General features: G+C 69.2%; 17 protein-coding genes. 8 read left to right on the forward strand and 9 right to left on the reverse strand.

Translation table 11 applies throughout. The features are described 5' to 3' along the window. Positions 1–32 precede the first annotated feature (32 nt). Positions 33–1514 carry an FAD-dependent oxidoreductase gene (locus ACIA5H_RS33260; protein ID WP_397079847.1) on the reverse strand — a complete coding sequence of 494 codons (1482 nt, stop codon included), beginning with the start codon at positions 1512–1514 and terminating at the stop codon, positions 33–35. Between the two features lie 162 nt (positions 1515–1676). On the opposite strand from ACIA5H_RS33260, the gene ACIA5H_RS33265 reads away from it, so the two are divergent. The 3 genes from ACIA5H_RS33265 to ACIA5H_RS33275 all read left to right on the forward strand — a co-directional run bounded on the left by ACIA5H_RS33265 (position 1677) and on the right by ACIA5H_RS33275 (position 5596). Then, entirely contained in the window at positions 1677–4073 is a 2397-nt protein-coding gene (locus ACIA5H_RS33265) for a PEP-utilizing enzyme (protein ID WP_397079849.1), read from the forward strand. A gap of 80 nt (positions 4074–4153) precedes the next feature. Beyond that, positions 4154–5059, forward strand: coding sequence for a tyrosine-protein phosphatase (locus tag ACIA5H_RS33270; protein WP_397079851.1), 906 nt, complete (start codon positions 4154–4156; stop codon positions 5057–5059). A 336-nt stretch (positions 5060–5395) separates the two neighbouring features. Further along, positions 5396–5596, forward strand: coding sequence for a hypothetical protein (locus tag ACIA5H_RS33275; RefSeq protein ID WP_364436780.1), 201 nt, complete (start codon positions 5396–5398; stop codon positions 5594–5596). Positions 5597–5642: 46 nt separating this feature from the next. Here ACIA5H_RS33275 and ACIA5H_RS33280 read toward each other — a convergent pair whose 3' ends face one another. Continuing rightward, positions 5643–6428, reverse strand: a complete 786-nt coding sequence (locus ACIA5H_RS33280; protein ID WP_397079854.1) for a tyrosine-protein phosphatase — start codon at positions 6426–6428, stop codon at positions 5643–5645. Further along, positions 6418–8580, reverse strand: a complete 2163-nt coding sequence (locus ACIA5H_RS33285) for a pyruvate, phosphate dikinase (protein ID WP_397079856.1) — start codon at positions 8578–8580, stop codon at positions 6418–6420. Before ACIA5H_RS33285 ends, ACIA5H_RS33280 begins: the two co-directional genes overlap by 11 nt. 366 nt (positions 8581–8946) lie before the next feature. Here ACIA5H_RS33285 and ACIA5H_RS33290 point away from each other — a divergent pair, with 366 nt between their 5' ends. Next, positions 8947–10533: a FadD3 family acyl-CoA ligase gene (locus tag ACIA5H_RS33290; RefSeq protein WP_397079858.1), complete on the forward strand. Its 1587-nt coding sequence runs from the start codon at positions 8947–8949 to the stop codon at positions 10531–10533. A 345-nt stretch (positions 10534–10878) separates the two neighbouring features. Here the strand turns inward: ACIA5H_RS33290 and ACIA5H_RS33295 are convergent, their stop codons facing one another. The 4 genes from ACIA5H_RS33295 to ACIA5H_RS33310 are packed head-to-tail and all read right to left on the reverse strand — an operon-like array spanning position 10879 to position 14966. Further along, a complete protein-coding gene (locus ACIA5H_RS33295; protein ID WP_397079861.1) occupies positions 10879–11697 on the reverse strand; it encodes an SDR family NAD(P)-dependent oxidoreductase in 819 nt (272 codons plus the stop codon). Positions 11698–11755: 58 nt separating this feature from the next. After that, complete coding sequence (locus ACIA5H_RS33300; protein WP_379253719.1) at positions 11756–12487, reverse strand: glucose 1-dehydrogenase; 732 nt, start codon at positions 12485–12487, stop codon at positions 11756–11758. After that, the gene (gene kstD / locus ACIA5H_RS33305) at positions 12487–14196 is read right to left on the reverse strand and encodes a 3-oxosteroid 1-dehydrogenase (RefSeq protein ID WP_397079864.1); all 1710 of its coding nucleotides are present in this window, start codon (positions 14194–14196) and stop codon (positions 12487–12489) included. The genes ACIA5H_RS33300 and kstD overlap by 1 nt, the downstream gene beginning before the upstream one ends. Positions 14197–14210: 14 nt before the next feature. Continuing rightward, complete coding sequence (locus ACIA5H_RS33310) at positions 14211–14966, reverse strand: glucose 1-dehydrogenase (RefSeq protein WP_356965835.1); 756 nt, start codon at positions 14964–14966, stop codon at positions 14211–14213. 217 nt (positions 14967–15183) lie between these two features. Between ACIA5H_RS33310 and ACIA5H_RS33315 the strand changes: the two genes are divergently transcribed. Genes ACIA5H_RS33315 through ACIA5H_RS33330 form a run of 4 tightly spaced genes read left to right on the forward strand, consistent with a single transcriptional unit; the run spans position 15184 to position 18477 of the window. Beyond that, a complete protein-coding gene (locus tag ACIA5H_RS33315) occupies positions 15184–16311 on the forward strand; it encodes an LLM class flavin-dependent oxidoreductase (protein WP_397079868.1) in 1128 nt (375 codons plus the stop codon). A 26-nt stretch (positions 16312–16337) separates the two neighbouring features. Continuing rightward, complete coding sequence (locus tag ACIA5H_RS33320; RefSeq protein WP_397079870.1) at positions 16338–17096, forward strand: glucose 1-dehydrogenase; 759 nt, start codon at positions 16338–16340, stop codon at positions 17094–17096. Between the two features lie 18 nt (positions 17097–17114). Continuing rightward, positions 17115–18062, forward strand: coding sequence for an alpha/beta hydrolase (locus ACIA5H_RS33325; RefSeq protein WP_397079873.1), 948 nt, complete (start codon positions 17115–17117; stop codon positions 18060–18062). Between the two features lie 34 nt (positions 18063–18096). Further along, on the forward strand, positions 18097–18477 hold the full coding sequence (locus tag ACIA5H_RS33330; protein ID WP_355075416.1) for a hypothetical protein: 381 nt from the start codon (positions 18097–18099) through the stop codon (positions 18475–18477). A 28-nt stretch (positions 18478–18505) separates the two neighbouring features. Here the strand turns inward: ACIA5H_RS33330 and ACIA5H_RS33335 are convergent, their stop codons facing one another. Then, entirely contained in the window at positions 18506–20032 is a 1527-nt protein-coding gene (locus ACIA5H_RS33335) for a flavin-containing monooxygenase (protein WP_397079876.1), read from the reverse strand. Positions 20033–20594: 562 nt separating this feature from the next. Next, entirely contained in the window at positions 20595–21227 is a 633-nt protein-coding gene (locus ACIA5H_RS33340; protein ID WP_397079878.1) for a TetR/AcrR family transcriptional regulator, read from the reverse strand. Positions 21228–21256: the final 29 nt, after the last annotated feature.

A 21256-nucleotide genomic window follows, 5' to 3' on the forward strand; every position in this document is an offset into this window, starting at 1 on the left:
TCCATCCCGATGACCGGAACCCGCCGTCCGGATCAGCTGGTGCGGGCCGCGGCGGTACCTGCGCGGCGGCCGAAGAAGGTGCCGTCGCCGAGCGAAGTGCCACTGATGTAGCCCTCGCCGTGCAGGTTGCTCGCGGCACGGCCCGCGGCGAACAGACCGGGGATCGGGGCGCCGTCGATATCGAGTACGGCGCCGTCGAGCGAGGTGTGCAGACCACCGAGGGTGAACACGGACGCACCGGTCCCACGGCGATCACCGGATTCCGACGGTGGCCGCACCCCCGCCCGTACGTCGATCGCGGCGAGCGGCGGCGTGAGGGGCCGCACCCAGCGCGGCGCTTTCCCGAACTCGGGATCCACCCCGCGCGAGGCGAAGTCGTTGTACCGGCGGACGGTATCGGCCAGCGCGGCCGCCGGTACGCCCATCAGGTCGGCGAGTTCCTCGGCGGTCTCCGCCACATGGGTCGGCTGCACACCCCACCGCTGTGGTTCCGGCACTTCCTCGAAGGCTCGTTCGTCCAGCACGACCCAGGTCCGCATGCCGTGCCGGAACAGCGCCGCCTGGCCGATCCGGCCGGGATAGGTGTCCTCGTTGACGAACCGCTGCCCGTGCCCGTTGACCACCATGCCGCGCGCGGCGAGGCCGGGAACGAGCGAGATACCGACCTGGCCCGTGGACATGTGCCGCACGGCCGCGCCGAGCGCCTGCGCCATCCGGATCCCGCTTCCGTCGTCGGTGCCCGCGCTGACCTTGGTGTGCCCCAGCAGTTTCGGTGCGTGGGCGGCGAGCATGGCGTCGTTGTCCACGAATCCGCCGGTGGTCAGCACGACGCCGCGACGTGCCCGGATGGTCAGCTCCGTGCCGTACCGCCGGGCCACCACACCGACGACGGTGCCGTCGGCCGCCAGGATCAGGCAGGTCGCCCTGGTATCGAAAAGCGCTGTCGCGCCGGCGGATCGCGCTGCCTCGGCCAGACAGTCCATGAGCAGCTTGCCGCCGAAGTCGGCGGTGGCCGGGCGATGCCCGCGGGGCGCGGGACCGGCGAGGTCGGAGAACGGCTTGCTGTTCTCTCCCAGCCACATCAGCCCGTCATCCGTCGGCGGTACCCACGTCGGCGCGTCCCACAGTGTGGGCTTGAACGGCACGCCGCGGTCGGCGAGCCAGTGGAAGTGCGCGACGCTGTCCTCGCTGTAGCGAGAGATCTTGGCCGGATCCGCCCCCGGGCCGAGCGCGGCGGACAGGAACGCGGCCATGGCTCCCGGGTCGTCGTCGAATCCGCAGGCCCGCTGGATCGGTGTGCCGCCGCCGAGATAGATCTCACCGCCCGAGAGGACGGATGCGCCGCCGGGACCGCTCATCCGGTCCAGCACCAGCACCTGCGCGCCGCTCGCCGCCGCCTCGAATGCCGCCGCCGCTCCGGCGCATCCGTAACCGACCACCAGCACATCGGTCTCGAGGTCGTAGGCGCGCACGTCGGCGGCCTCCCGAGGCGCGACCGAATACCGATCACTCATGGGTCGACCTTCCCGCGCCGGTCGCGATGGCAGGCCGCCCGTCTTGGTGAGCGACCCGCCGGTCCCGTTCATCGGGACTGTGGTCGGCCGCGGGCTCGCCGTATGGCGATGGTGTGTGAACGGCGTCACGTCTGCATGGGCGCCAGCGAGGAGGAAGATTTCATGCGGGTCCTGGTCACCGGAGTTTCCGATCCGACCGGTCGCGCGGTGGCGCGCATGCTGCTGGCCGCGGGCCACGACGTGGTCGGGCTGGACCGCGCGCGGCACCGGTACGTCGACCCTCGGGTCGAGGTGATCACCGGTGATCCGGCCGAGCCCGAGCTGTGCGCACGGGCCGTCGCCGACTGCGCGTCGGTAGTGCATCTGGGCGGTTCGCTCGCCGCCATCGCGACGGCGGCCCGAGCGGCCGGGGCGCGAATCGTGGTTCCGGTGGTCGCGGGGTCGGAATCGATCGCCGAGGACGTCGTGCGGTCCAGCGGGGCGGCGGCGTTGATCGTGTGCACCGCGCCGGTCGCGGGCAGGCGCGTCGATGGCGCGAGTTGGCGAATCCTGCGCGGGCTGCTCGGTTCTCGCCGAGCTGGCGGATTCCAGGTGCTGCACACCGACGACTTCGAACGTTTCCTGGTGCTGGCCGCGCAATCCGAGCGCACCGGCGTGGTCGAACTGGCCGCGTCCGGGGTGGTCTCGACTGCGGACGCGCATCGCATCCGCCAGGCGGCCCGAACACGGAAATCGCGGCGGACGGCCGGCACGCCACCGCAGGTGGATCCGAGGGTGGCACGCGACGAATGGGGATTCCGGTGCGGCTGGACCGCGTCCGAAGTGGCGGCCGACATCGTCCGCGGACTGACCGGTCGCAGACTCGACGGCGACGAGTTCGTCGCCCGGCCCGGCGCCATCCCGCTGCCCGGCTACCTGATACCCACCCGTGCGGCCACCTCGGACGGACACGCGCTGGTGTCGGTCGCGCCGGAAGGTCTCGAGGGCGAGTTCGACGATCGCGTCGACCCGGCCTATCCGGTGCACACCGCGACCAATACATCCGAGGCACTGCCGGGACCGCTCACCCCGCTGACGGTGGATCTACAAGCGGGCGCTATCCGGCTGGCCAATGCCGCGATGGGCACCATGATCGCGCTGGACGGCATCGCGCTGGAGCACTGGACGAGCCGGGTCACCACGGTGCTCGGGCACCACATCTACATCAACGCCTCCATCGGCGTGCTGGCCGCGGAGAACATGCCGGGCTGGGACGAGCAGAGCATCCGCCGCGACGTCTACGGCAACATCCCGCCCGAGATCTCGCTGACCCCGCACGGCAAGCCACCCACACCGACGGGATTCGCCAGTACCCGCGCGACATGGCGCGCGGCGGGCCGGGTGCTGCGCACCGCGCTGCGCTACCGCGAGACCACCGACGGCATCAATGCCGCCGCGCATCAGGAATCCCTTGGCGCCGCGGCGATTCGCGAGCTCACCGATGAACAACTGCACGCCCGCGCCCTGCTGTGGCGGGATCGGCTGAATCAGTCCTGGGCGGCGGCGTCCATCGGGGTGATGATGACCGGCGCGGCCACCGCCATCCACTCCCGCGGCAAGGAAGCGGCGACCGTGCCCATCGATCTGGAGCGCTTGGAGTCGGCCAGGACCATGCTCGCGGTGGAACGGCTCGCCGCCTTGTGCCGGGCCGACACCGCGTTGCACGACGCGGCGCACGCGGGCGACGTCACCGCGGCGCGGACGATCTCCCCGGCGTTCGCCGCCGCGCTGGAGGAAGAGCTGCGGCGGATCGGACATCGCGGACCGGGCGAGTGCGAGCTGCTCAACCCGACCTTCGGCGACCGGCCGGAGCTGCTGGTGACCGCCGCCGCACGCGCCGCTCGGATGCCCGCGCCCAAGCGGGAACCGGTCGACCCGGCGCCCAGCCGCACCGCACGGATGGCGGCGGGAGCGACGATGGCGCGCGAACGCGTCCGCGACGCCGTGGTCCAGTACACCCACTGCCTGCGCCTCGCCGTGCGGGAGCGGGCGGATCGGCTGATCCGGCAGGGGCTGCTACAGCAGGCCGAGGACGCCTGCTTTCTCACGCTCGACGAAATACTCTGGGCGCCAGGCGATCTGACCGAACGGGTAGCACGCCGCCGAGCCGAGCTGAGCCGGTTGCGCGGCGTCCGCATGCCGGATGTGATCGCAGGTGACTGGGAGCCGCTGCCGAACGCGGACGCGTTGACGCCCGGAGACGGCCTGACCGGCATCGGGGTATGCCCCGGCGTCGTGGAAGGCACGGTGAAACGCGTCCTGTCCCTGGACGACGACATCGAGCCGGGCGACATCCTGGTGGCATCGGTCACCGACACCGGGCACACCGCGATGTTCGCCTACGCCGCCGCGGTGGTCACCGACATCGGCGGCTCCGCCTCACACGCGGCCATCGTGGCCCGGGAATTCGGCATCCCCTGCGTCGTGGACACCAAGACCGCCAGCACCCGGCTGGCCGATGGGCAACGGGTGCGGGTCGACGGGGCGGCCGGCACGGTCACCCTGCTCGCCGACGCCTGAGCCGTGGCCAGGGTCGCACACTCCGGCCCACTTGGCGGCTCGGCGTCGCCGGGCCGCGACTCTATGGAAGGAATGAGCCAGTGACGATTTCGCGTGCTGTTCGCGGGGCGCTGACCGGTGTCGCCGCCGCATTGATCGCCGTGTTCCCGTCCACCACCACCGCAGTGGCGGGGCCCGGACTGGTGCACACTGTGCACGACCGCTCCATGCAGTTGTCGTCGGCGCCGAATGCGCGGGACATCGGGGACTATCCCACCCAGGGCAACGGCAAACTCCGTACCGGCGTGGTGTTCCGCACCGACGCCCTGGACAAACTCACCGCCGCCGACCAGCAGAAGCTGGTCACGTCGGGCATCACCGCGGTGATCGATTTCCGCAGCCCGAACGAGGCCGGGGCCAACCCCGACAAGCTTCCGGCGTCGATTCCCGCGCTCGCGCGTCCGGTGTACGACCCTGGCAACGACTTCTACCTGATGGTGGGCAAGGCGGTGCAGGGCGGCCCCGCCGTGCAGCAGCAGATGTTCGGCGACGGCAAGGCCGCGGGCATCATGCGCGACTACTACCGCTGGCTGGTCACCGACGCCGCGGCTCGCGCGCAGTTCGGGGCCGCCATCCGGGACATCGTGAACGCGAACGGACCGGTGTTGTTCCATTGCACCGCGGGCAAGGACCGCACCGGTTGGATGACCGCGATCTTGATGACGGCGCTCGGTGTCCCGAAAGGCCAGGTGTACAAGGACTATCTGGAGTCGAACGACAACCTGGCCGCGAGCAACAAGTCGACGATGGACGGGCTGGTGGCCAAGGGGCTGGTCACCGATCCGGCGCTGTTCGATCCGATCCTCGGCGTGCGCGCCGAATACCTCGACGCTGCTTTCGACCAGGCCGCCGCGTCCTTCGGATCGTTCGACCGGTTCGTCACCGACGGACTCGGCGTCGACGGCGCCACGCTGGAAGCGCTGAAAGCCGAACTGTTGCCGCGGTAGTCGACGACCGGAGCGGGTCGGGTGGATCGTGATCCACCCGACCCGCTCAGACGTTTCGGGACCCACCGGACGACCGCGCCGCTGAGCGGATGCGGGTCACGAATTCGCGCTCGAGGATCGGGCCGCCATCAGCACGCGGAGGGTGTCGCCCGGACCCATAACCACCCACCGGTGGCATGCGGCATCAACCGACCGTTCGATGGGGTGTGCGACTTCCGGCACAGCGGACTTACTCCTGAATGGTGATGTTTCCAGCGCGATGGGTGGCGACACTGGAACCACGCCGGTCGGGGAATCGCTACAGCGTCGGCGCCCAGTCGAGTGAGGAGTCGATCAGTGACACAGCAGGAGTGGCGCGGGACGGTCGTGAAGAAGTCGCGTGGGTTGCTGGACGGCGCGAATCTGTATCGGCGCTTGCACGTTCGGTTGCAGGACGGCAGCACGATGAAGATCCGTGTGGACCGGACGTTGTGGAAGGTGCTGGAGGTCGGCGACTCGGTGATCAAGCGGGCCGGAGCCGACCCGGTCAAGGACTGACCTGCCGGAGCGGCTCGGTGAGCTCGCCGGACCGGGCCGCGATGTCCTATTCCGGCGCGATCAGCACGGCACGCAGTCGTGCCAGCTCCCCTGTGGTGAGCCCGCCGGCCAGCAACCACTCGGCCGCGCCGCCGTGGTCCGCGGACAGTTTCGCGAGAAAACGCCGCATCACTTCGGCCTCGACGCCGAGAATGCCGGTGCTGACCGGGGGCAGCCCCGTGTAGGAAGGAAGCGCGTCGAGCCGGTCACGGACCCGGTGCATGCGTTCGCCGGTCAGGGCGTAGTCGGCCGCGATCGGCTCCGGCGGCACGCCCACCGCGTCCAGGAGCACCGCTGCGAGCACTCCGGTGCGATCCTTGCCCGCGGCGCAGTGGAACAGCACCGAGTGGTGGCCTGCGTCGATGACGAGCCGGACCGCCGCGACGATGGACTCGGCGCTGCCCGCCAGCAGCTTGTCGTACAAGTCGACCAGATCCACCCGGCTCGAGTCGGGGACCAGATCTCGTGCGGCGAGCGAGGATTGCGGCGATTTCCGCACCGGGAGGCAGACCCGCCGCACGTCGGCGGCGGCCAGCAGGCCGTAGCCCTCGCGCTCCACCTCGTCGGGCAGCCGCAGATCGATCAGTGTGCGCAGACCGATCGGTCCGAGCAGCTTCGCCATGTCGGACTCGGTGAGATTCTGCGGCGTGCTGGAACGGTAGACGACGCCGAAACGGGTTGTGCCGCCGTTCTGCACGGGCAGCCCGCCCAGGTCGCGGACGTTGTCGATCTGGGCGAACTCGACCCACCGGTCACCGGGCACGGTGGCTTCGCCCGTGCTGTCAGTGGGCACGGCCGGCCGCCGCCTCGTCGGCGCGGCTCAGGCCGCACAGTCCGATCAGGTCTTCGTGCAACTCGAACCACACGGTGTGGTAGCTGTCGAGCACCGGACGTGCGACCCAAGCGTGGTCACCATCGGCGATCCGCTCGACGGCGTGTGCGAAGCGGGCGCGGTACCGTGCCAGCCGGGGCGCGACGTCGCCGATCCGCCGCAGCAGCGGCTGCACGGCGCCGTGCAGGTCGGTCAGCCGGGTCAGCACCGCAGCGTCGTAGTCGGCGTCGGCATGATCGTTGACGGTGGCCGGATCCTTCATCTGCCAGGCGGTGACGACTTCTTTCAAAACGCCGTTGAAATCGCAGAATTCGGCGTAGACAGAGGCGATCGCGGCACGGTCGACGGTCCGTCGCTCCGCCGCCAGCAGGCCGTCCAGGTGCTGTCTGCCCTCGGGTGTGAGCCGCACTCCGATCGGTGTCGCGGCGCACCAGCCCGCGGTTACCAGCTGTTCGCATCGACCGGCGACGGTCTCGGCAGACGCACCTACGCCCGCGGCCAGCGCGTCATGGGCGGCCCGGCCTTTGATGCCGATCAGCCGCAGCAAATCGAGGTCGGGAATATCCGTCACGGTCGCCGGGGGTGACACATCTACTTGCCCCGGGACATCGGTCGCGCGCGCGTCGAGCCACGCCGCCAACCGGTCGGCGTCGGTGCCCGCCCACCCGGCCAATCGGCCGACGTCCGCGAGGGTGCTCGCATCGACGGGTTTGCCTTCGACCCGGCCCGGCCAGACGCTGCCCGCACCGCCGTCAACGGTCACCACCTGACCGGCGAGGGCCGCGACGACGCCAGGGCCGCAACCGACCACGCACGGCCTGCCGATCTCGCGACCGACCAGCGCGGCATGCGAAGTGGCTCCGCCCAATTCGGTGACGATCGCCCGGGCGGCGATCATGCCGTGCAGGTCGTCGGGGCTGGTGGTCGGGCGGACGAGGATCACGTCCTCGCCCGTCTCCGCCCTACGCTCGGCCTCGTGCGGATCAGTGACGACGACACCCGAGGCCAGGCCCGGACACGCCGCTTCGCCGCGTGCGAGCGGTGTCCCGGTGTACTCCCCGGTCGCCGGGCGCAGCACAGTGCGCACCTGGTCGGCGGTGACCCGGTTCAGCGCCTCGTCGGTGCCGATGAGCCCTTCCTCGGCCATCGCGACCGCGGCACGCACCGCCGCCCGCGCCGAGCGCTTGGCCGACCGCGACTGCAACAGCCACAGGGCGCCGGACTCGACGGTGAATTCGATGTCCTGGATATCGCGACCGTCGCGTTCCAGCAGGTCGGCCGCCGCGATGAGTTCGGTGTGCACCTGCGGTGACAGCGTCGCCAGTTCGTCGAGCGGCCGGGGGGTGGTCCGGCCGGACACCACGTCCTCACCCTGTCCGCCGACCAGCCACTCGCCGAACGTCGCACGCTCTCCGGTGTTCGGGTTGCGGCTGAACAGCACACCGGTACCGGACTTCTCGTCGAGATTGCCGAACACCATGGCTTGCACCGTCACCGCCGTGCCGAGGCTTGCGGACACGCCGCGATTGCGCCGATACGTCTGCGCCCGGGGCGAATCCCAGGACCGGAACACCGCACTGATGGCCGCCCGCAACTGCTCCCAGGGGTCCTCCGGCACCGCACCGGCGGGATCACCCAGCACCGTTTCGCGATACTGGGTACGGAACCGCTCCCGCGTATCGGCCGCGTAGCCCGGATTCCCGGTCTCCGCCGCCAGCGCTCGCTCGACCGCCTCGTTCATGCCGAGGTTGAGCACCGTGTCCATCATCCCCGGCATGCTCACCGCGGCGCCCGAGCGGACCGACACCAGCAGCGGGCGGGTGCCGGAGCCGAAGATGCGGCCGGTGCCGCGCTCCACAGCGGCGATGCCCGCCCGGACACCGTGCCAGATGTCCTCGCCGATCTCCCCGCGCGCGGAAAAGTCGGCCCAGCCCTCGACGGTGATCACGAACGCGGGCGGCACCGAGAGGCCGAGTGCGCGCATGCGGTTGACGCTCCACGCCTTGCCGCCGATGCGTTCCCGGGACAGCGAACAGGCGCCGTCGAGTTCGACGACCGGCCCCGCGCCCGCTGCCTCGTCGTTTCGCTCCACTAGCTCTGCTCCGGCCGTCATGTCACTCCTTGGCAATCACTGAACGTTCCGCGCCTCAGCGCGATTCGGATCTCGTACACCGGGCCGTGCGCGGCGCGAACCGCGGCGCACACACCTGTCGCTCGTTTCGAGCCTGCCGTGCCACTGGTCACCTGTCGTACCCGTGGTCCCGCTGAGCAGGACCAGTGCTCCCGCGTGAGCCGACCGGATGGCGGCATGCCGGTCGTCGCCGCCCTCGACCGCTCGACGTGCCATATCGCGACCGCGCCGGTACCGATGGGCGATCCGCGGTACCTGCGAACTCCTGACCGGGAGAGAATTCCCGGTCAGCGGGATGTTCGGCGGCGATCGGTCCGCAGCGAACGGCTGGTACGGCACGATCGCGGCATGGATCGACGGCGCGCGGCGACCGGTGAGCTCGCGACCATTCCGGCGGTACTGGCCGACCGGGCACGGCGGCACGGCGCGCGGATCGCGGTGGTGGCGCCGGAGGGTCAGCTCACCTACGCCGAACTCGCCGTCGCGGCGCGGCGGGTCACACGGGCGTTGCTGGCACGATCGGTGCGGCCCGGCGATCGGGTGGCGATCTGGGCACCCAACACCGCGCGATGGGTGACCGCCGCGCTCGGCGTGCTCGGTACGGGCGCGACGCTCGTCCCGATCAGTACTCGGCTGCGCGGTCGCGAGGCGGCCGACATCCTCGCTCGCGGCCGGTGCCGCATGTTGCTCACCGTGGCCGGATTCCTCGGCACCGACTACCCGGGGATGCTGCGGGAGTCGGGGTGCGCGCTGCCGGAGTTGCACACCACCGTCGTGCTCGACGACACCGCCGCGGAACTCTCGTGGTCCCGATTTCTCACACTCGGCGTCGAAGCTCCCGTCGCGGACGCCGACGCGCGGATCGCGTCCGTGGACCCGGAGTCGGTCTCCGACATCCTGTTCACCTCCGGCACCACGGGAGTGCCGAAAGGCGTGCCGTCCACCCACCGGCAGACGATCGATGCGTTCAGCCGTTGGGCCGATGCGGTCACTCTCTCCGGCGACGACAGGTATCTGCTGGTGAACCCGTTCTCCCACACCTTCGGCTACAAGGCCGGGATCATCGCGTGCCTGTTACGCGGCGCCACCATGGTGCCGGTGGACCGATTCGATCCGCAGCGTGTGTTCAGGGCCATCGAGCGCGAGCGGATCACCGTGCTGACCGGCCCACCGACGCTCTTCCACGACCTGCTCACGCACCGACGCGCCGCCCACGATCTGAGTTCCCTGCGGCTGGCGGGCACGGGTGGTTCGAGCGTGCCGACCGAATTGGTGGAGCGGATCCGCCGTGAACTGGGTGCCGAGAAGATCTTCACCGGGTACGGACTGACCGAGTCGACCGGCGTCGCCACGATCTGCGCACCCGATGCACCGGCGCACCTCCTGGCGCACACTGTAGGAAAAGCGCTGCCCGGCATGCTGATTCGGGTTGTGGACGATTCCGGGCGACGGGTGCGGGCGGGTGAGCCCGGCGAGATCGTGATTTCCGGTCCCAACGTGATGCACGGTTACCTCGACGACCCCGCAGCGACAACAGCGGCCATCGATTCCGGCGGCTGGTTGCACACCGGCGATATCGGCACCCTCGACACCGACGGCTACCTGCGCGTCGCCGACCGCCGCGCGGACATGTTCATCGTGGGCGGGTTCAACGTCCACCCCGCCGAGATCGAGCGAATCCTCCTCGACCATCCCGAGATCGCCGAAGCCGCAGTAGTCGGTGTCCCCGACGCTCGTCTCGGTGAAGTCGGCCACGCCTTCGTCGTCCCCGACGGCCCCGTCGAAATCGACCCGACAGAGATTCTCGCCTGGGCCCGGACCCGTATCGCCGGTTACAAGGCCCCGCGTCGCATCGAGGTCGTAGCGGCACTACCTCGAAACGCTGCCGGCAAGGTCCTCAAACGGGTCCTTCGTTCGCAGGGTGCCCAGCCCTGAGCACTTCCCCGCCTCTACCCCGGTAATCGCCTCCCAGGCCGCCGGCGAACCTGTAGGTGAACCCAATCCACCGTTGCACCATCCCCCACGCGGCAGGATAGCCATATGGGTCAGGAGACCAATGCATCGCCCCTTGGAGCGCCACCGTCTCGAGCCCGCTCCATTGCCATCCCCCCAGCATGGGCCGTCCTTCTTGTCGAAGCGCCGGAAACGAGCAAGGCGGTCCTACTCCGCCAGGTCGCGAAGGACCCGGTTCGGTAGGACCACCTTGTGCAGTGGGTGATCAGCGAGAACGCGTCCGGCTGCTGACACGCACCTGCCGCCCACAGGATCGCGCGCCGCGTGTCAGGCGACCTCGTTCTTCATCTGGGCGGTGAGGATCTTCTGATAACCGGATCCGAAAAGCCTTGGCAGCCAATCGATGACGTGGGCGTCCGCGCCGATCAAGATCTTCGCCTTGTTCTTGCGGATACCGTTCACGATGACCCGCGCGGCGTGCTCCGGGGTGGTCTTGGCCAGGCGGTCGAAGTTGGCGGCCAGCGCGTCGCGGTCGCGATCGCCGCCCGCCCGCGCCTTCCAGGCGATCTCCGTCTTGATCATGCCCGGATGCACGCTGCTGACGCCCACCGCGTGCCCGGCGATGTTCATCTCCTGCCGCAGCGCGTCGGTGAAGGCGCGAATGGCGAATTTCGTCGCACTGTATGCGCCCTGGCTTGGGCAGGCGGCCAGGCCGAACATGCTCGACACGTTCGCGATATGGCCGTCATTGGAGGCGATGACATGAGGCAGGAACGCCTTCGTGCCGTAGGCGACGCCCCAGAAGTTGATGCCGACAATCCACTCGAAGTCGGCCCAGCCGAGTTCTTCCACATTCGCGGTCAGCGAGACTCCGGCGTTGTTGACCACCAGATTGATCCCGCCGAAGTCCTCGGCCACCTCGTCGGCGTGGCGGTACACCGCCGCCCGGTCGGTCACGTCCAGCTTGTACGCGCGGGCTTGCGCGCCTTCCTTGGCACACAGCGCCGCGGTCTCGGCGACGTTCTCCACGTTGCGGCCCGACAGCGCCAGCCGTGCACCGCGGCGGGCGAGTTCGACCGCCAACGCCCGGCCGATCCCCGCGCCCGCGCCGGTGATCACCGCGGTCCTGCCCTCGAAATTCTTCACGGTCGATTTCCTTGTCTCGCTCGGCGGTCGGCCCGCCGGTTTGCTCTGCCGGTGGTCCTCACAGGCACGTGTAGCCGCCGTCCGCCACGAATTCCGAGCCGGTGCTGAAGCTCGACTCGTCGCTGATCAGGAACAGCACCAGGTTCGCCAGTTCCTCGGGACGGCCGGCCCTGCGGATCGGCTGATTGCCCGACATGCCCTGCGAGCGTGTCGAATCCGCGGTCATCTCGGTGACCACGACACCGGGGTGCACCGAGTTGACGCGAATGTCGTCGGCGGCGAACTCCTGGGCGGCGGTCTTGGTCATGCCGCGCACGGCCCATTTGGACGCGGTGTAGCCGAGGATGTTGGAGAAGGCGATGATGCCGCCGATCGAGGAGATATTGACGATGGAGCCGCCTCCGGCCCGGCGCATCGACCCCAGCACCGCCTTCATGCCGAGGAACACCCCGACCTGGTTGACGTCGATCACCTTGCGGAAATCGGCTTCCGACAGCTTTTCGATCGGATCGACGTGGACGATGCCCGCGTTGTTGACCAGGCCCGAGACCGGCCCGAAGACCTTCTCGGTGTAGGCGACCACGTCGTTCCAGGCCGACTCGTCGGTGACGTCGAGCGGGAGGAAGGTCGCCGCGTCGCCCAGCTCGGCGGCCAGAGCCACGCCATCGTCCACCAGGACGTCGCTGATCAACACTCTGGCGCCCTCGGCGACCAGCCGCCGCGCGAAGGCCGCACCCATTCCCCGGGCGCCGCCGGTGACGATCACGTTCTTACCCTCGACGCGTCCCATCAACGCGCTCCTTCCGATGTCTGCGCCCGACGTTCGGTCGTTCCCGGCTGGTTCCCTGCGATATGACCGGCCGCGATGTAGCCGAATACCATGGCGGGACCGATGGTCGCGCCCGCGCCCGCGTAGTCGTTGCCCATCACCGAGGCCGAGTTGTTCCCCGCCGCGTACAGGCCGGGTATCGGCTGGTCGTCGCTGTCGAGGACGCGCGCGTGCTCGTCGGTGACCAGACCTCCCTTGGTGCCCAGATCTCCCGGCACCATCTCGACGGCGTAGAAGGGCCCCTGCTCGAGCGGCGCCAGACACGGATTCGGGCGCACGGTCGGATCGCCGTAGTAGCGGTCGTACGCGGAATCACCACGGCGGAAGTCCTCGTCGCGACCGGCACGGGCGAATTCGTTGAACCGCTCCACCGTCGCGGTGAGCGCCGCGGGCGGCACGCCGATCTTCGCCGCGAGCTCGGCCAAGGTGTCTGCCTGCTGGATGATCCCGGCATCCAGGTACTTCTGCGGAAGCGGACGCTTCGGGAAGTTGCCCAGGAACAGGTACCGGTCCCGGAACCGCTGGTCCATGATGAAGTACGCCGGAATGTGCCCGACGCCCGCCGCTTCCTGCTCGTACATCTTGTGCACGACGTTCACGTAGGGGGCCGATTCGTTGACGAACCGCTCGCCCGCGTGGTTCACCATGATGCCGCCGGGCTGGGAGCGCTCGGCCAGGCAGAAGAACGGCGGCCCGTCGGGATTGCGCACGGACGGTCCCCACCAGGCGTCGTCCATGAGATCGACCGCGCCACCGGCCTTCTGGCCCGCGACGATGCCCTCACCGACGTTCTCGGTGGCGCCCACCGTCCATTCGGTGGACTGGGGGCCGCTCATGTACTGCCGACGCATCTCCAGGTTGTGCTCGAAGCCGCCCGCCGCCAGCACCACGCCGCGACGCGCCTTGATCACCACCGGTGTCCCGTCGCGTTCGGCGCGTACGCCGACCACCGCGTTGCCCTCGGTGATCAGTTCGGTCAGCGGCGTGTTCAGCCACACCGGCACCCCGGCGTCGCGCAGCGACAGCCACAGCCGGGCCGCGAGAGCCTTGCCCAGGCTCAGCGGCAGCCGTCCGCGCAGCTTGTTCCCCACCGCTTGGATACCGACCTTGATCGCGGTGCGCTTTCCGGCCCAGGTGCGGGCGATCATGTTCAGATCGTGGAAGTCGCTGACGGTGAAGGCGATGCCCTTGGGACCGGACATGGTCGGCTGGTTGATCTTGTGCAGGTCGCCGCCGAGCAGCCGTCCGTCCAGCGGGGCCGGCTCGATGCTGCGTCCCTGGGCGAGACCACCGGGGAACTCGGGATGATAGTCGGAATAGCCACGGTCGTAGACGAATTCCCAATATTTGCTGCGAGCGCCGAGGTAGCGCATCATCTCCGGTCCGCGCTCGAGAAACGCCCGCTGCCTGGCCTCCGGTACCCGATCGCCCACCACGGCCGCGAGATAGGTGCGGGCAAGTTCCGGGCTGTCGGGCACGCCTTCGCTCTGGAGTACCGGGTTGTTCGGGATCCAGATGCCGCCGCCGGACCGTGCCGTGGAGCCGCCGAACGCTCGGCCTTTCTCGATCAGCGTCACCGAAAGTCCACGGTAGGCGGCCGTCAGGGCGGCGGTCATGCCCGCGGCGCCGGAACCGACGACCACCACGTCGAATTCGAATTCCTGAGTCATCGCGTCGCTTCCCGTCAGTAGCCGCAGCCGGTGAGCATGCCGCCGTCGACCACGAATTCGCCTCCGGTGCAATAACTCGCCGCGTCCGAGGCCAGGAACACCGCCACATGGGAGACCTCGACGGGCTGCCCCCAGCGCGGGATCGGCAGGCTCGCGAAGAAGCCGTCGCCGTCGACGCCGGAAGCACCGGACACCGCCGCGGTCATGGGCGTGGCGATTCCGCCCGGGTGCAGCGAGTTGACCCGGATACCCAGGTGGCCGAGCTCGCGGGCGGCCGACTTGGTGATGCCGCGGATCGCGAACTTGCTCGCGCTGTAGGCGGACAGGCCCGCAGCGCCGACGAACCCCTCCACCGAGGAGACGTTCACGACCGCACCGCCGCCGGTCTCGGCGAGCGCCGGTGCGGCGGTCTTGATGCCCAGCCAGGTGCCGGTCACGTTGACCGACATGATCGCGGTGAAATCCGCCAGAGCCATTTCGGCGATCGGGACGAACCGCAGGATGCCCGCGTTGTTCACCACCGCGTCCAGCCGCCCGTAGTGGCCGACCGCCTCCGACACCGCGGCGGACCAATCGGCCTCGCTGGTCACATCGTGGTGCACGTACCGCGCGGCGTCACCCAGTTCCGCGGCCAGCGCCGTTCCCTCGTGATCGAGCACGTCACCGAACACCACCCGCGCGCCCTCGGCCACGAACTGCCGCACGTGCTCGGCGCCCATCCCGCGCGCCCCGCCGGTGACCAGCGCCACCTTGCCGTCGAGTTGTCCCACCGATTTCCGTCCTCTCTGACCGTCCCTTGCGCACCGACGCTAGGTCGCCCACCGGGGCACGGCACCGGACGGTCCCGGCCACCGGGACTAGCTCCTGACCTGAGAAATTCCAGCGGTCATATTTCGATTAGGCATACAGCTTCCGACTGTCCCGCAGCGGGACGAATCACCCCGACGAAACCGGAAACGCCCGATCGGGCGTCGAGAAGGAGACCGGATGAAGTTCTCGATGATCTTCGAGGCCCAGATGGCCAACCCCTCGCGTGAGCACGAGCACCAGGTGCTGCGCGACTGTGTCGAGCAGGCGGTACTCGCCGACGAGATGGGATTCGACACCGTCTGGGCGGTCGAGCACCACGGCTTGAAGTGGTACGCGCACATGAGCGCCCCTGAGGTCTTCCTGACCTGGGTGGCCGCCAAGACCGAACGGATCCGGATCGGGCACGGCGTGGTGTGCATGCCGTTCAACTTCAACCACCCCGTGCGGGCGGCCGAACGCGCCGCGATGCTCGACGTGCTGTCCGGCGGCCGGCTCAACCTCGGCGCGGGCCGCGGCGCGACGCCGGTGGAGACCTCCATGTGCGGTGTCGACCCCGAGCGCACCTACCAGGAGGTCGAGGAGTCGCTGCGCATGATCGGCAAGGCATGGCAGGATCCCGAAGCCGAATTCGAGTACAACGGCGAACTCTTGCAGGTCTCGCCGCATTCGCTGCTGCCGCGGCCGGAGCAGCTGCCGCATCCGCCGCTGTTCATGGCGTGCACCAAGAAGGACACGCTGAAAATGGCCGCCGAATACGGAATCGGCGCGCTCGTGCTGGGTTTCGCGGGCGTGGAGGAGATCGCCGAACTGCGGCGCACCTATGACGAGGCGATCGCCGCGCGCACCGGTGAGCGTTTCGTCTCGACCGTCGTGAACGATCATTTCGCGGCGCTGTGCCCCACCATCGTCCTCGACGACCGGGAGAAGGCCCAGCAGATCGGCGCCCGCGGACAGCGCTTCTTCGCCCAGTCCATCAAGCACTACTACGGCGCGGGTCCGGCTCCCGACGAGGCCGTTGACCCGAACGCGGACGAAGTCGCCGCCATCAAGCAGGCCGCCGACGACCACGTGGCCTACCTGCACGAGGCCAAGATCCCCGTGAAGACCGGCGCCACCTCGGTCTTCAACGTCGAGCACGCCTACGGCAGCCCCGAGGACGCCATCGCCTACGTCGAGCGTCTGCGGGCCGCGGGCGCCGACGAGATCCTCTGCCTCATCCAGATGGGCACCGTGCCGCAGGAGGCCTGCCTGGAGACCATCCGGCACTGGGGCGAGAAGGTCATCCCCCACTTCCGCAACAGCTGACCCCGCAAGACGACGAGGAGTTCGACATGGTTGACCTGAGTGGGAAGGTCGCCCTGATCACCGGCGCCGCCCGGGGACAGGGCGCCGCCGAGGCGCGGCTGTTCGTGGAGCGCGGCGCCCGGGTGGTGATCACCGACGTGCTGGAAGCCGAAGGCGCGCAACTGGCCGAATCGCTGGGCGCCGCCGCACGTTTCGTCCGGCACGACGTCGGCAGCGGTGACGACTGGGAGGCCGCCGTCGGCACGGCGGTTTCGGCGTTCGGCACGCTGGACGTCCTGGTGAACAACGCCGCCATCTACACCGCGAAGCCGCTGACCGACACCGCGCCGGAGGAGTTGGAGCGAATCCTGCGCGTGAATCTGGTCGGTCCGTTCCGCGGCATCCAGGCGGCGATCGGGCCGATGACGCGGGCGGGCGGCGGCTCGATCGTCAACATCTCCTCGCAGGCGGGCCTCGAGGGGCTGATGGGTCACTCCGCTTACGGCTCCTCGAAATGGGGACTGCGCGGGCTGACCAAGACCGCCGCGCTCGAACTGGGCCCGGCCGGAATCCGGGTCAACTCGGTGCATCCTGGCCCGATCGCGACGCCGATGGTCCCGTACCTGACCACCGGCCCCGGCAGCTTCCCGTCCCTGCCGCTGCAACGCACCGGCGCGCCGGAGGAGGTCGCCGAACTGGTCGCGTTCCTGGCTTCCGACGCCTCGGCCTACATCACCGGCGCCGAGGTGACGATCGACGGTGGCCTGGCGGCGGGCAAGTTCCTGCCACCGGACCTCGAGCAGTAGCGAAAGGAGCGAGCCGCGATGCCGCTGACACCACAGGCGCGGGCGATCGTCGAGGCCGCGGGTGCCGCGTTCCCGAAATTGGGCACCGAAGTGCTCGACGCCGCCGAGGCCCGGCGGCTGCTCGCCGCCCGCCCCGCGCCGGTCATCGATCCGATTCCCGTCGCCGAGGTGTGGGATCGACTGATTCCCGGCCCGCCGGGCGCACCCGAGATCCGGGTCCGCATCTATCGTCCCGCCGCGGCGGTGCAGCCGCCTCCGATCGTGATCTTCTGCCACGGCGGCGGATTCGTGATCTGCAGCCTCGACAGCCATGACCGGTTCTGCCGAGCCATGGCCGTCGGGGCCGAGGCGATCGTGGTGTCGGTGGACTACCGGCAGGCGCCCGAGCACCGGTTCCCCGCGGCGGCCGAGGACGCGTACGCGGCGCTGCGCTGGGTCGCCGACCACGCCGAGACCCTGGGCGGCGACCCCGCCTGCCTCGTCGTGGCCGGGGACAGCGCGGGCGGCAACCTCGCCGCGGTGACCACGTTGATGGCACGCGATCGAGGCGGCCCCGAGATCGCCCGGCAACTGCTGCTGTATCCCATGCTCGATCCGGCCTGCGCCACGCCGTCCTACCGCCAGAACGCCGACGGCTATTTCACCACCGCCGCCCACCTGCGCTGGTATTGGCGTCAGTACCTGGGCTCGCACGACGGCGCCGATCCGTACGCCAACCCACTCACCGCCGACCTGTCCGGGCTCCCGCCCGCACACATCGTCACCGCCGAGTTCGATCCGCTGCGCGACGAGGGCGAGGACTACGGACAGCGGCTGCGGCGAGCCGGAGTCCCGGCGGCGATCCACCGCTGCGACGGCATGTTCCACGGCTTCCTGAGCATGGCCGACGACCTGCCCGAGGCGGTCCGGGCCAACACCGCCACCTACGAGGTCGTACGCGCCGCCCACGCCGAGCGGCGTTCCTGAACGAGCCCGCACCACGCACTGTTAGGACCCACCCATGACGATCCAACGGATCGGCCCCGCCTACCCCACCGACGACCTGCCCGCCACGGTGGCACTGCTGGCCGCCGTCCTCGCGACCGAACCCACCGTCGTCGACGGCGACCGCTGGGCCCAGTTCGACAGCGATGGCGTCCGCGTGATGCTCGCGGGCACCGACCGCGAGGACGACAGCCCGTTCCTCGCGATCAAGGTGGACGACCTGGATGCCGCGTTGAACCGGCTGCGCGCCGGAGGTTTCGAAGCCGCGCAGCCGGTCATCGGACCGCACGAACGCCGCGCCGTGATACGGCCGACGCCCGGCTCCGCCTGGCACATCGCCCTCTATGAACCGATCTCGGGTGCGAATCCGGCCCAGCGAGCGGAAACATCCGAGTAGCAACGAAATACGGCTCAGCCGGGCATTGTCACTCGGAGTGGATTCCGGCGGCCGGTTCCGATGCGGCCGGATCTGTCGGGCTCGCCGGATCGGGGGGAACCGCACGGAACGATTCGGACGGCGGTCGCCGTAATGCGCGATCGAAGGCACGCGCCGAGGCGGGCCACGGGTTGGTGACGCGCCCGCTGGCGTGTTTGTACCAGCAGTTCTGTCCCATCGCGGGCCACACCGTCTTGATGACCGCTTGCTCGAGCCACCGCTGATGTGCCCGCATCGCGGTTTCCCTGACCTCGATGGCGGACGCGCCGATCCGATCACGCCAGTGCAGGCAACGGACGATGTAGTCCACCTGACACTCCTTCATTCCCGGATTGCTGCCCGCGGGGTTGAAACTGTTCGGCCCGGCGATCAGGAAGGCATTCGGATAGCCGGGGACCGCCATGCCCAGTAGCGCGGTCGCTCCGGAACGCCACTGGTCGTGCAGCAGCACGCCCCCGCATCCACGCACGGTGATCGGGACCAGGAACTCCGGAGCACGGAAACCGGTGGCGTAGATGATCACATCCGCGGCATGGTGTGCACCATCGGCGGTGCGCAGTCCATCACGGGTGATCCGGGCGATCGGGTCGGTGATCAGCTCGACGTTCTCGCGGGCCAAGGCCGAATAATAGTGACTGTCGAAGATGATGCGCTTGCCCCCGATCGGATAGTCGGGGGTGAGTTTCGCCCGCAGCCGCGGGTCCGCGATCCGGCTGTGCAGGTACCGCCGGGCAGCCCATTCGGCGGGCCGCGCCGACCAACCTCGGCGCATGATCGGCGCGAGCACGGCATCGGAGCCGTAGTACAGGACTCGGCGATAGAGATGGTGAGCGCCGGGCAGCCGCAGCGCCGTTCGAGCGAGCGGCCCGAAGTCGGCGGGTGGTTTGGGCAGTACCCAGTGCGGCGTGCGCTGGAAGACGCGGACCCGCCGGGCTTTCGTGGCCAGGGTCGGCAACATCTGTGCCGCGCTGGAGCCGGTGCCGATCACCGCCACGTCCCTGCCGTGCAGGTCCTGGTCGTGGTCCCAGCGCGCGGAATGGAACGACGGTCCGGCGAAATCCGCCCGGCCCGCGAGATCGGGAATGCTCGGCCGGTGCAGCTGGCCCACGGCGAAGATCACCACCTCGGCGACCACACGCCGCCCGTCGGAGGTGGTCAGTTCCCACCCGCCCTCGGTTTCCAGATAGCTGGCTTCCCTTATCGCGGTGCCCAATCGCAGATGCGGAACCAAACCGTGGTCGGCGGCGACCCGGCGCAGATACTCCAGGATCTCCGCCTGGCGCGGATATCGGATGCGCCGACTTCGGTAGGGCGCGAACGAGAACGAATACAAGTGGGACGGCACATCACAGGAGCAACCCGGATAGGTGTTGTCTCGCCAAACCCCGCCGACGTCGCCGTCCCGCTCGAAGATCACGAAATCCGTGATCCCGGCTCGCCGCAACCCGACTCCCATCCCGATGCCGCCGAAGCCCGCTCCGACGACAGCCACCTTGTAGGTCATTGAGATCGCCACCCTCCTCCTTCATCGTCACACAGTCAACATGCAGCTACCTCATCTCTTCGTTGGCTGAAGGCTTCTGGATGGAAACACTTCCGAGTGGTTGACCGCTGGACGGCGTAGGCCAGAAGTACGGGGCCACAGTGAAACACCGCGCATCACATGATCAACGGGACGATGTTCGACGATCCGCTGACTGTCGCGGTCCTCCATTCACCACGCGGTCATTCGCGATCGATCGCCCGTCAAGTAGCACACTCTCCGCTATTTGCCGGGCCTTGTCGCAGGTACGGCCGATCGTCCCGTCGCAACGAGAGCGCGGGAGATGCCGAGGACCGTTTCGCCGAACGCGACGGATTCGACGTGGCGCTGGTCAACGGCACATCCGGGATCGCCAAGTGGACGAAGGCGTCTTCTGAACGAATTGCGGCGCAGCGTTTTTCGCGGGGACACCGGACGAATCGACAGACACGCCTTACAAGCCGGCGAATGCGGTTGCCGCGATACAACTGAGCGTTCGCCCGTTGGACATCCGCGCGCGGCATTCCACGGAGCGACCGGCCCGGCGCGTCCGGTGTCAGCGGGGCGCGACGTTCGGTCCGGCCACCACCGGTACCAGGTATGTGCGCGCGAAATCGTCGAGTTGCCCGTCGGTCCGGAGTTCGGTGAGTCCGTGCGGCGCGAGGATCAGCGAGTGGACGATCCGGCACACGATTTCCGCACGAGTGGTCAGATCCGTTGCGGGCGGCAGGATTCCCCGTTCGACAGCGCGCTCGAGCGCGGTGACCGTCGCGTGGACGGACATCGCGAACGGGCCCGCGCCATCGACGGTGAGTTTCAGGACAACGCGCGCCGGTTCCAGCGCCAGCATGCGGTCGACGAGCGGATTCGTGCGCCAGCGGGTGATCACGGTGACGAAGATGTCGGCGACGAGATCGCCGAGCTCGTCGTGCCGGTCGGCGATCTGGGTGATCTCGGCGAGCACCGCGGCCACCTCTCGGCTGATCACGGCTTGCACCAAGTCGTCGCGACCACCGACATGGCGATAGACCGTCACCCGGTCCACGCCCGCCTTCCGCGCCACTTCCTCGATCGTCGTCTTCTTGACGCCGACCTGCTCGAAGAGGACCAGAGCCGCGTCCAGGATCCGGGTGACGAGGGTGTCGGCGACGTTCTCGCTGCTCGCAGTGGCCTTCGAAGCGGTGGGCATGGGCCAACGCTAGCAAAACGGATCCATCG

The sequence above is a fragment of the Nocardia sp. NPDC051900 genome (genome assembly GCF_044452545.1).
Taxonomy (GTDB): domain Bacteria; phylum Actinomycetota; class Actinomycetes; order Mycobacteriales; family Mycobacteriaceae; genus Nocardia; species Nocardia sichangensis.

Bases quoted from the DNA above. Each gene is read 5' to 3' on its own strand.
- ACIA5H_RS33260 (WP_397079847.1), bottom strand. From the start codon at position 1,514: ATGAGTGATCGGTATTCGGTCGCGCCTCGGGAGGCCGCCGACGTGCGC.
- ACIA5H_RS33265 (WP_397079849.1), top strand. From the start codon at position 1,677: ATGCGGGTCCTGGTCACCGGAGTTTCCGATCCGACCGGTCGCGCGGTG.
- ACIA5H_RS33285 (WP_397079856.1), bottom strand. From the start codon at position 8,580: ATGACGGCCGGAGCAGAGCTAGTGGAGCGAAACGACGAGGCAGCGGGC.
- ACIA5H_RS33290 (WP_397079858.1), top strand. From the start codon at position 8,947: ATGGATCGACGGCGCGCGGCGACCGGTGAGCTCGCGACCATTCCGGCG.
- ACIA5H_RS33300 (WP_379253719.1), bottom strand. From the start codon at position 12,487: ATGGGACGCGTCGAGGGTAAGAACGTGATCGTCACCGGCGGCGCCCGG.
- kstD (WP_397079864.1), bottom strand. From the start codon at position 14,196: ATGACTCAGGAATTCGAATTCGACGTGGTGGTCGTCGGTTCCGGCGCC.
- ACIA5H_RS33315 (WP_397079868.1), top strand. From the start codon at position 15,184: ATGAAGTTCTCGATGATCTTCGAGGCCCAGATGGCCAACCCCTCGCGT.
- ACIA5H_RS33320 (WP_397079870.1), top strand. From the start codon at position 16,338: ATGGTTGACCTGAGTGGGAAGGTCGCCCTGATCACCGGCGCCGCCCGG.
- ACIA5H_RS33325 (WP_397079873.1), top strand. From the start codon at position 17,115: ATGCCGCTGACACCACAGGCGCGGGCGATCGTCGAGGCCGCGGGTGCC.
- ACIA5H_RS33330 (WP_355075416.1), top strand. From the start codon at position 18,097: ATGACGATCCAACGGATCGGCCCCGCCTACCCCACCGACGACCTGCCC.
- ACIA5H_RS33340 (WP_397079878.1), bottom strand. From the start codon at position 21,227: ATGCCCACCGCTTCGAAGGCCACTGCGAGCAGCGAGAACGTCGCCGAC.